The organism is Rhodococcus sp. NPDC058505 (genome assembly GCF_042720095.1).
Classification (GTDB): domain Bacteria; phylum Actinomycetota; class Actinomycetes; order Mycobacteriales; family Mycobacteriaceae; genus Rhodococcus_G.
In genome coordinates this window covers 1-8,118 of sequence record NZ_JBHXNB010000010.1, presented here as the reverse complement: position 1 = coordinate 8,118, position 8,118 = coordinate 1, and the positions used below count along the sequence as shown (strand labels likewise).

The 8,118-nt window shown below is 70.3% G+C and carries 10 protein-coding genes; 5 read left to right on the top strand and 5 right to left on the bottom strand.

Annotated features, from left to right (window positions below; genetic code table 11):
• Positions 1–115 precede the first annotated feature (115 nt).
• The gene (locus ACFWPA_RS09920; RefSeq protein ID WP_378509439.1) at positions 116–1,309 is read right to left on the bottom strand and encodes an RtcB family protein; all 1,194 of its coding nucleotides are present in this window, start codon (positions 1,307–1,309) and stop codon (positions 116–118) included.
• 121 nt (positions 1,310–1,430) lie between these two features.
• The gene (locus ACFWPA_RS09915) at positions 1,431–2,870 is read right to left on the bottom strand and encodes a DHA2 family efflux MFS transporter permease subunit (RefSeq protein ID WP_378570085.1); all 1,440 of its coding nucleotides are present in this window, start codon (positions 2,868–2,870) and stop codon (positions 1,431–1,433) included.
• Positions 2,871–2,986: 116 nt separating this feature from the next.
• Here ACFWPA_RS09915 and ACFWPA_RS09910 point away from each other — a divergent pair, with 116 nt between their 5' ends.
• The 5 genes from ACFWPA_RS09910 (at position 2,987) to ACFWPA_RS09890 (ending at position 6,545) form a co-directional block, all read left to right on the top strand.
• The gene (locus tag ACFWPA_RS09910; protein WP_378509437.1) at positions 2,987–3,649 is read left to right on the top strand and encodes a TetR/AcrR family transcriptional regulator; all 663 of its coding nucleotides are present in this window, start codon (positions 2,987–2,989) and stop codon (positions 3,647–3,649) included.
• A gap of 25 nt (positions 3,650–3,674) precedes the next feature.
• Positions 3,675–4,190, top strand: coding sequence for a nuclear transport factor 2 family protein (locus ACFWPA_RS09905; RefSeq protein WP_378509436.1), 516 nt, complete (start codon positions 3,675–3,677; stop codon positions 4,188–4,190).
• Entirely contained in the window at positions 4,187–5,020 is an 834-nt protein-coding gene (locus ACFWPA_RS09900; protein WP_378509435.1) for an SDR family NAD(P)-dependent oxidoreductase, read from the top strand. Before ACFWPA_RS09905 ends, ACFWPA_RS09900 begins: the two co-directional genes overlap by 4 nt.
• A gap of 94 nt (positions 5,021–5,114) precedes the next feature.
• Positions 5,115–5,885, top strand: coding sequence for a CPBP family intramembrane glutamic endopeptidase (locus ACFWPA_RS09895; protein ID WP_378509434.1), 771 nt, complete (start codon positions 5,115–5,117; stop codon positions 5,883–5,885).
• Between the two features lie 63 nt (positions 5,886–5,948).
• Positions 5,949–6,545, top strand: coding sequence for an FHA domain-containing protein (locus tag ACFWPA_RS09890; protein WP_378570108.1), 597 nt, complete (start codon positions 5,949–5,951; stop codon positions 6,543–6,545).
• 17 nt (positions 6,546–6,562) lie between these two features.
• Here ACFWPA_RS09890 and ACFWPA_RS09885 read toward each other — a convergent pair whose 3' ends face one another.
• From ACFWPA_RS09885 to ACFWPA_RS09875, 3 genes are read right to left on the bottom strand one after another with little or no spacing between them, the layout of a single operon-like run.
• A complete protein-coding gene (locus ACFWPA_RS09885) occupies positions 6,563–7,483 on the bottom strand; it encodes an alpha/beta fold hydrolase (RefSeq protein ID WP_378509433.1) in 921 nt (306 codons plus the stop codon).
• Positions 7,484–7,497: 14 nt separating this feature from the next.
• On the bottom strand, positions 7,498–7,797 hold the full coding sequence (locus tag ACFWPA_RS09880) for a hypothetical protein (RefSeq protein ID WP_378509432.1): 300 nt from the start codon (positions 7,795–7,797) through the stop codon (positions 7,498–7,500).
• Between the two features lie 55 nt (positions 7,798–7,852).
• Positions 7,853–8,071: a hypothetical protein gene (locus ACFWPA_RS09875; RefSeq protein WP_378570084.1), complete on the bottom strand. Its 219-nt coding sequence runs from the start codon at positions 8,069–8,071 to the stop codon at positions 7,853–7,855.
• Between the last annotated feature and the right edge of the window lie 47 nt (positions 8,072–8,118).

Genomic DNA, 8,118 nt, shown 5'->3' with positions numbered 1-8,118 from the left:
CCACTCCCGTTTTTCTTTTGCGGTCGTTGCAACGTTTATTGACCCACGCCGCCGGCTGCCCTCTCTACATCCCCCCCCCCCCAACCCACCCCCCCCCCACGGCGGCGGAGCCGGATCAGGTGCCCTTGACGTTCATGATCTGCCGCAGTTCGTGCACGATCCGGACCAGGTCACGGGCGTCCTCCATGACGACGTCGATGTCCTTGTACGCGTCCGGGATCTCGTCGACGAACTCGGCGCTGTCGCGGTACTCGATGCCGACCATCCGGGCTCGCAGGTCCGCCCGGGTGAACCGACGCTTGGCTTCGGTGCGGGAGAACCGCCGCCCCGCGCCGTGCGGGGCCGAGCAGAGTCCGTCCGCGTTGCCGAGCCCCTCGACGACGTACGACCGGGTCCCCATCGATCCGGGGATCACGGCGCGCACCCCGGCGTGGGCGTCGACGGCACCCTTGCGGGTGAGCCAGACCTGCTCGCCGCCGTGGACCTCCGGCTGCGTGTAATTGTGGTGGCAGTTGATCCGCTCGGCCTCCCGATGGTCGGCGGCGCCCATCCAGCGCGCGAACACCACCGCGAACCGGTCCATCATCTCGGCCCGGTTGAGGTAGGCGAACCGCTGCGCCCAGTGCAGGTCGGCCAGATAGCGGTCGAATTCGACGGTGCCCTCGGTCAGGTAGGCGAGATCCCGGTTCGGCAGGTCGACGTTGGCGCACGACCGCTGGGCGATCCGGATGTGGTGCTGCGCAATTCGATTGCCGACGCCACGGCTGCCGCTGTGCAGGAACAGCCACACCAGATCCTGCTCGTCGAGGCACAGCTCGATGAAATGGTTTCCGCCGCCGAGCGATCCGAGCTGCTCCCGCCACCGCGGCGAATGTGACAGGTCGACGCCGTCCGCATCGGCTCGATCCTCCAGTTCGGCGATCCGGGCGGCGGTGCAGCCCCAGCGGTGCACGTCGGCGTTGTAGTTCCCCGGCGAGAGCGGGATCGCCGATTCCACGGACTTGCGCAGCTCCGGCAATCCGGTGTGCGCCTTCGCGATCCGCACCTCGATGTCGGAGCGGGTGAACCCGGTGCGGACGGCGATCATCCCGCAGCCGATGTCGACACCGACCGCGGCCGGCATCACCGCGCCCCGGGTTGGGATCACGGTGCCGACCGCACTCCCCTTGCCCGCGTGCGCATCCGGCATCAGTGCAACGTGCGGATGGATGAACGGCATGGCGGCGGTCTGCCTGGCCTGCGCGAGCGTGGTCTGCTCGAGCTGCGACGCCCAGCTCAGCAGGGCGGGGCCCACCCGGGTCGGGGGCATGACGAGCATCTCCTCTGGTCGGATCGGAGCACCCGGCCGACGGCGACGCCGTCGGCCGGGCGAGGGCGGGGTGCACCTCGCACCCTGCCACGACCCGGGCCACGCCCGCATCGGGATTTCGTCAGTCGCGCTCGGCTCCGGCGCCCGTGCGTCCCGGCATGAACAGCGCCGCGACGACCGCCACCGCGACCGCGGCCGCACCGACCAGCAGCGCGGGCCGGAGAGCGTCGGCGTACCCGGTCGGGGTGAGCGCACCGCCGCTGCCCAGGAACACCGCGGTCAGGATCGCGACGCCGAGGGCGACGCCGACCTCGCGGATCGTCGAGTTCACCGAGCTGGCGGTGGCGTGGTCGTCGTCCGGCATGTCGACAAGCACCGCGGTCGCGCTTGGCGCGAAGGTCAGGCCCATGCCGATCCCCGCCATCGCGAGTGCGGGCACCATCGCCGGATACCCCGTGCCCGCCTCGAAGACGAACGCCATCCACACCAGCGACGCGGCCTGCAGGGTGAGGCCGGCCACCAGCAGGGTCCGGAGCCCGAGCCGCGGCGCGAGAAGGCCGGCGATCGGCGCCACGATCATCGGTGCCGCGGTCCACGGCAGGGTCCGCAGGCCGGCCTCGAACGGGGTGTAGCCCATGACGATCTGCAGGTACTGCGACAGCAGGAAGACCGACCCGAACATGCCGAGCGTGAACATCAGGCCGATCACGTTGGCGACCGTGAAACTGCGCGACCGGAACATCCGGGTCGGCATCACCGGGCTGTCGGTGCGCATCTCGCGAATCACGAACGCGGACAGCGCGATCACCGCGAGGACGAGAGTTCCCAGCACGGTGGCCGAGGCCCACCCGTCGTCGTTGCCGTGCACGATGCCCCACACCGCGAGGAAAACACCGGCACCGGCGAGCGCGACTCCGGGCAGGTCGAGCGGCTGCCGCCTACCGTGCGACTCGCCGAGAGCGTAGAGCGCCAGCGGCACCGCGATCACCGCGACCGGAACGTTGATCCAGAAGATGGCCTGCCAGGACACGCCGTCGACGACGGCGCCGCCGACCACCGGGCCGAGCGCAACCCCGAGCCCGGACACCCCGCCCCACATGCCGATGGCAAGGGCCCGCTTGGACGCGGGCACCGCTCCGGCGAGCAGGGTCAGCGACAGCGGCATGATCGCGGCCGCGCCGACACCCTGCACGGCCCGGGCCGCGATCAGCATGCCCGCCGTCGTCGACAGCGCGGATGCGACGGACGCCAGCGCGAAAAGGACGATGCCCCAGATGAACACGCGTCGCCTCCCCCACCGGTCACCGAGGCCGGCAGCGGAGAGCATCAGAGTCGCAAACGCGAGGGTGTAGGCGTTGAGGAACCACTGCAGCTGCCCGACCGATGCGTTCAGATCGGCCTGCACCACGGGCAGCGCGCTGGTCATCACGAGGTTGTCGAGGGTCGCCATGAACATCGGCAGCGACGCGGCGAGCATCGCCAGCCACAGCGGAACGCGGCGCGGGCGGGCTGGCGCGGACCCGCCCCGTACTGCGGTGCGGTGATCGGTGGTTGTCGTCATCAGTTCTCCCTTGGCGGTGCACGGAGCGGGCTGGAGGGGCGGCGAGGCCGCTAGTAAGCATTGACTGATTACTTAACGCGATCCGACGCTAAGGCATCGACTGATAACCTGTCAACATGTCTGCGACGAACGGCCCCCGGCCCACCACCCGGATGAACGCCGCGGACCGCCGCGAACTGGTTCTCACCGCGGCGACGACGGCGTTCGCGCGCGGCGGCTTCTCCGGAACGAGCACCGACGCGGTCGCCAGACTGGCCGAGGTGTCCCAGCCCTACGTGGTGCGAATGTTCGGCACCAAGGCCGAACTATTCCGGGCGGTGTTCGCGCGCGCGCTGGACCGGATCGTCGAGGTGTTCGACGCCGAACTAGATCGGATCGCGGCGGAACCCGACGCACCGTCGCCCGAGGACGAGGCGTTCTGGACCCGCCTCGGCTCCGCGTACGGAAACCTCGTCGCCGACGGGGACCTGCTGCTGGTGATGATGCACGGCTTCTCCGCGTCCGGGACCGAGGAGATCGGCACCCAGGCGCGGTCGGCGATGTCGCGGATCTACACCCTGATCCGCACTCGGACCGGCTGCCCGCCGGACCAGGCGCGGGCGTTCATCGCCAACGGAATGCTGCTCAACGTCCTGCTGGCGATGCGCGCCCCCGAGCACGCCGAGGACGACCCGGCCCTCGCCGAGCTGTCCGCCTGCGCGTTCGGCGACACCCTGCACGCCGCGCTCGGGTGCGCCGCGGCAGGCACGCCCACCGAAGGGGAGAACGACCCGACGTGACGCCCGACACTCTAGGGTCGACGGTGTGACGGACACGGATGCCGACCTCGCGCGGCGCATCGAGAAGCTCGAACAGGTCGAGGCGATCAAGGCCCTCAAGCACCGCTACTGGCGGGCCTGCGACGCGAAGGACCCGACCACCTTCCGCGACTGCTTCATCCGCGTTGGTGCGCGGATCGACTACGGCAGGCTCGGCGCGTTCGACGACGCGGACCCGATGGCGGCGATCTTTGCGAAGGTGGCCCTGCACACCGTCGACGGCAAGCACGTCATCTTCGACATGCACCACGGCATGCACCCCGAGATCACCCTGACCGGCCCGAACAGCGCCACCGGGCGATGGACGCTGCGGTTCCGGCAGGTCAACCTCCTCGATCGCACCGAGAAGGTCGTGACCGGCGAGTACGACGACGAGTACCTCATCGAGGAAGGACAGTGGCGGATGTCGGCGTGTCGATTCACCGAGACCTGGGCGATGGTGCGTCCGCTCCCCGACGGCACGACGGTGACCGAGGGCGCGTTCGCGGGGGTGGCGCGATGACCGACCGGAAGATCGCCTTGGTGACCGGCGCGAGCCGGAGCGTCGGCAAGGGCATCGCGCTCGCCCTCGGCTCGGACGGCTGGACGGTGTACGTCACCGCGCGCGGGGAGGTCGGCGCCGGCGGCAAGCTCGACCGGACGGCCGCGGAGATCACCGAACGCGGCGGCGAGGGCATCGCGGTGCAGTGCGACCACACCGACGACACCCAGATCGAGAAGCTGTTCGCGCGGATCGCCGAGGAGCAGGGCGGGCGACTGGACCTGCTCATCAACAACGTCTGGGCCGGTCCCGCGGACGGCTACGCGGGCTTTTCGCAGCCGTTCTGGCAGCGGCCGATCGACGACTGGGACACCCTGATCGGGCTCGGCCTGCGCGCGCACTACGTCGCGAGCGTCGAGGCGGCGAAGTTGATGGTGCCGCGGGGCAGCGGGCTGATCGGCAACATCTCTTCGTTCGGCAGCCGCGGCCACCTGCACTCGGTGCTGTACGGGATGTCGAAGGCCGGGCTCGACAAGATGGCCTCGGACATGGGCGCCGAACTGAAGGGCACCGGCGTCACGGCGTTGAGCTTCTGGCTCGGGCTGATCCGCAACGAGCGCATGGTCGCCAGCGGCATGACCGATTTCGAGGGATTCTCCCTCGCGGACGCCGAGTCCCCCGAGTTCGTCGGCCGGGTGATCGTCGCCCTGGCCAACGACCCGAAGGTGGGCGACCGCAGCGGCCGCACCCTGATCACCGCGGAGACCGCCCTCGAGTACGGCGTCACCGACGTCGACGGCGGGCAGCCGGTGTCGCACCGGGCCGCGTTCGGGGGTGGCGCGCTCTACTGACGGAACCGCACCACGATTCGGGTCCGCGGCGCGACGCGGACCCGGATCGCTGCAACGATCGGATACCTACCCTATCGAGCAGAGGATCCGGCCCATGCGAGTCAAACCCACACCGTGGCTCGGCATCGGCGTAGTCGTGGCGTATGTCGCCCTCGGCTTCGTCACCCAACAGATCTTCGACGTCGACTACACCACCCTCGGCGACAGCACCGACACGCTGCTGCGGGGGGTGGTGTACCCGATCGGGATCGGAGCCGTATTCGCGGCACTCCTGACAACCTGGCTCGGCTGGTGGCGACCGGCCATGCTCGAGACCCGCCGCAGCCACAGCCGCTGGGCCGCGCTGCCGCCGGCGCTGCTCGTCGCAGCGGCCGTCGTCTCGTTGGCTGGCACCCAGTTCGGCCCGCTCGGCGGCGGCTACCTCGCCACCCTGGCTGTGGCGATGCTCATCGTCGGGTTCACAGAGGAACTGATCTGCCGGGGAGTGGCCGTTGTCGGCTACCGCGGTGGACTCGCCGAGGTGTGGGTATGGCTGCTGAGCTCCGCAGCATTCGGGTTGATGCACGCCACGAACGCACTTCAGGGCCAGAGCGGCCGCGACACCGCCGTGCAGGTCGGAATGACGTTCGTCCTCGGATCGACGTTTTACATGGTCCGCCGGATTACCGGGTCACTGGTGTGGGCGATGCTGCTGCACGCGTTGTGGGACTTCGCCTCGCTCGCGACCACCCACGAGGACGCACGCACCGCGACGCTGGTCGGCCTGTTGACCGCCTGCACGGTCATCGCCACCCTGCTCCTGGTGGGCCTGGTGGTCCGGGACCGCGAACCCGTCGCGGTCGTCGACCGACCGGGAATCCGCTGACTGGCGCCTCGGTCGCGGCGGGCGCACGATGGATTCGTGACCACCGACGGGTCGGCGCAGGCGATGCTGACGCACGCGGACGGGCGTGGCGGCGTCTCGCGCTGGGACCTGTCCGCGGACCGGCCCCGCGTCACGATCGGCCGCTCCCCCGACTCCGACCTGCCGCTCACCGACGACCAGGTGTCCCGGCTGCACGCGGTCCTCGAATGCGTTGCCGGGCACTGGACGATCGTCGACGACGGCCTCTCCCGCAACGGGACGTTCGTCAACGGGGATCGGATCACCGGCCGACGACGCCTTCGCCCCGGCGACGCCATCCGGGTCGGCGGGACGGCGTTCACCTTCCAGGAGTTCGGCGCCGCCGCGGAGGAGGCGACGATGGTCGCCGGGTCCGCACCGACCGTGCGCAGCCTGACGCAGACGCAGCGGTCCGTCCTTGTCGCACTCTGCCGACCGTTCAAACACGGCGCTGCGTTCGCGAATCCGGCGTCGAATCAGCAAATCGCCGACGAACTGTTTCTCACGGTCGACACCGTCAAGGCGCACCTGCGGACCCTGTTCGGCAAGTTCGGCGTCGAGGACCTCCCGCAAAACCAGAAGCGGGTCGCGCTCGCGGAACGCGCATTGCACAGCGGGATCGTCACGACCCGCGATCTGTGAGCGCCCGACCCGCGCCCTCACACCGCGGGCGCCACCAGCGCACCGCCGACGCGGGTGACGAGCGAGTCGAGTGCCGCCGCCACCTCGGGAACGCGTTCAAGGATCACCGAGTGCCCCGCGCCGTCCACCCGAACCAGTTCCGACAGCGGTAGCCGCTCGGCGAGGGACATCGAGTGCGAGAACGGGGTCATCAGGTCCGCCGAGCCGCACAGCACCAGCGACGGCACCGACGCAATCAGCGGCACCGCGGCGAACTCGTCGAAGCCGACGAACGCCTGCAGGAACCGGGACATCGTGACTACCGACGTGTTCCCCGCCATCGCCGCGGCCACCGCAAGAACCCGCGGATCGAGCCCGCGACTCCCCCCGAACCGCATCAGCGCCGCGGCAGCACCGCAGCCGACCCGTTTCGTTCCTGCTGTCGCCCGTGGTGCCAACCGGACCGCGGTGTGGAACGCGGACAGCGCCGGGCTTCGGAGCATCCGCCCGAGCCCCACCTCGGCGAGTCCGCCTGCGGCGGTGGAGATCAGCGCCACCGCGGCAAGCCGAGTCGACGCGAGGGTCGGGTTCTGACGGACACACGCCATCGCGACCATCCCGCCCATCGAATGACCGATCAGGACCACCGGACCGTGCGGGACCCGGGTTCCGATCACCGTGCCCAGGTCTCGGCCGAGCCGATCGATGGTGTAGCTGTCCGGCGCCGCATGCCCCGACCGCCCGTGCCCGCGATGGTCGTAGAACACCATCCGCACCCCCGGTCCCCAGGATCCGCTCAGCCGGTCACGGAGCGGATGCCAGGATTCCGACCGCAGGCAGTGTCCGTGCGCGAACACGGCGGTGACCGGGGCGGTCACCGGCCCGTACTCGCGGACCGAGAGCGGGACGCCGTCGTCCGTGACCACGGTGGCATGGCGACCGGAAGGCTGGTTCGACATGGCGTCCCTCCTCGTTACCCGTCAGTGGGTGTATCGCACCGGTTCGGCGATTCCTTACACGTCGCCGGTGCGGGCGTGCCGCCGCCGCCGAAACCAATCCCACCGGGGCCCGCCTGAATTCCGGGGGTCGCGATCGGGCCGACGGCGGCGCCGCCCACCCCCGCGTTGAAGGAGTTGCCGTCCCCGGGGAACGGGAGGCCCTGGCCGCCGATCCCGGACGGAAGCTGCGCGGCGGCGACGCCCGCACCGGCGGACAGCAGGAAGCCGGTGGCGGCGATCGCGGTGATCGAGCGTCGAACGTTGGTGGAGAACATGTTTCGATCCTTACGGTGGTGGGCCTGCCGCAGCTGTCTGCGTCGGCCAGGATGGTCAGTCGGTGGTGCAGAACGGCCAGTAGAACGGGCAGTCCGAGACGTCCTCCGCGACCTCGGTGGCGGCGGACGCGGCTCCGGCGTCCGACCGCTGATTGCTGGGCGCGGTGGTGGTGGCCGCGGCCGATGGTTCCGCCGAGGCGGCACCCGCCCCGCAGGCGGCCGCGGCGGCGACGATCGCCGCGGCGGCAAGAACTCGAATGATGGTGCTCGACATGGTTTCCCTCGAAGTCGGTCGTTCGGGTCCCCGGCCCGGCGCCTGCA

Excerpts from the sequence above, each read along its gene's own strand:
- ACFWPA_RS09920 (WP_378509439.1), bottom strand. The coding sequence starts at position 1,309 with ATGCCCCCGACCCGGGTGGGCCCCGCCCTGCTGAGCTGGGCGTCGCAG.
- ACFWPA_RS09915 (WP_378570085.1), bottom strand. The coding sequence starts at position 2,870 with ATGACGACAACCACCGATCACCGCACCGCAGTACGGGGCGGGTCCGCG.
- ACFWPA_RS09910 (WP_378509437.1), top strand. The coding sequence starts at position 2,987 with ATGTCTGCGACGAACGGCCCCCGGCCCACCACCCGGATGAACGCCGCG.
- ACFWPA_RS09900 (WP_378509435.1), top strand. The coding sequence starts at position 4,187 with ATGACCGACCGGAAGATCGCCTTGGTGACCGGCGCGAGCCGGAGCGTC.
- ACFWPA_RS09895 (WP_378509434.1), top strand. The coding sequence starts at position 5,115 with ATGCGAGTCAAACCCACACCGTGGCTCGGCATCGGCGTAGTCGTGGCG.
- ACFWPA_RS09890 (WP_378570108.1), top strand. The coding sequence starts at position 5,949 with ATGCTGACGCACGCGGACGGGCGTGGCGGCGTCTCGCGCTGGGACCTG.
- ACFWPA_RS09885 (WP_378509433.1), bottom strand. The coding sequence starts at position 7,483 with ATGTCGAACCAGCCTTCCGGTCGCCATGCCACCGTGGTCACGGACGAC.
- ACFWPA_RS09880 (WP_378509432.1), bottom strand. The coding sequence starts at position 7,797 with ATGTTCTCCACCAACGTTCGACGCTCGATCACCGCGATCGCCGCCACC.
- ACFWPA_RS09875 (WP_378570084.1), bottom strand. The coding sequence starts at position 8,071 with ATGTCGAGCACCATCATTCGAGTTCTTGCCGCCGCGGCGATCGTCGCC.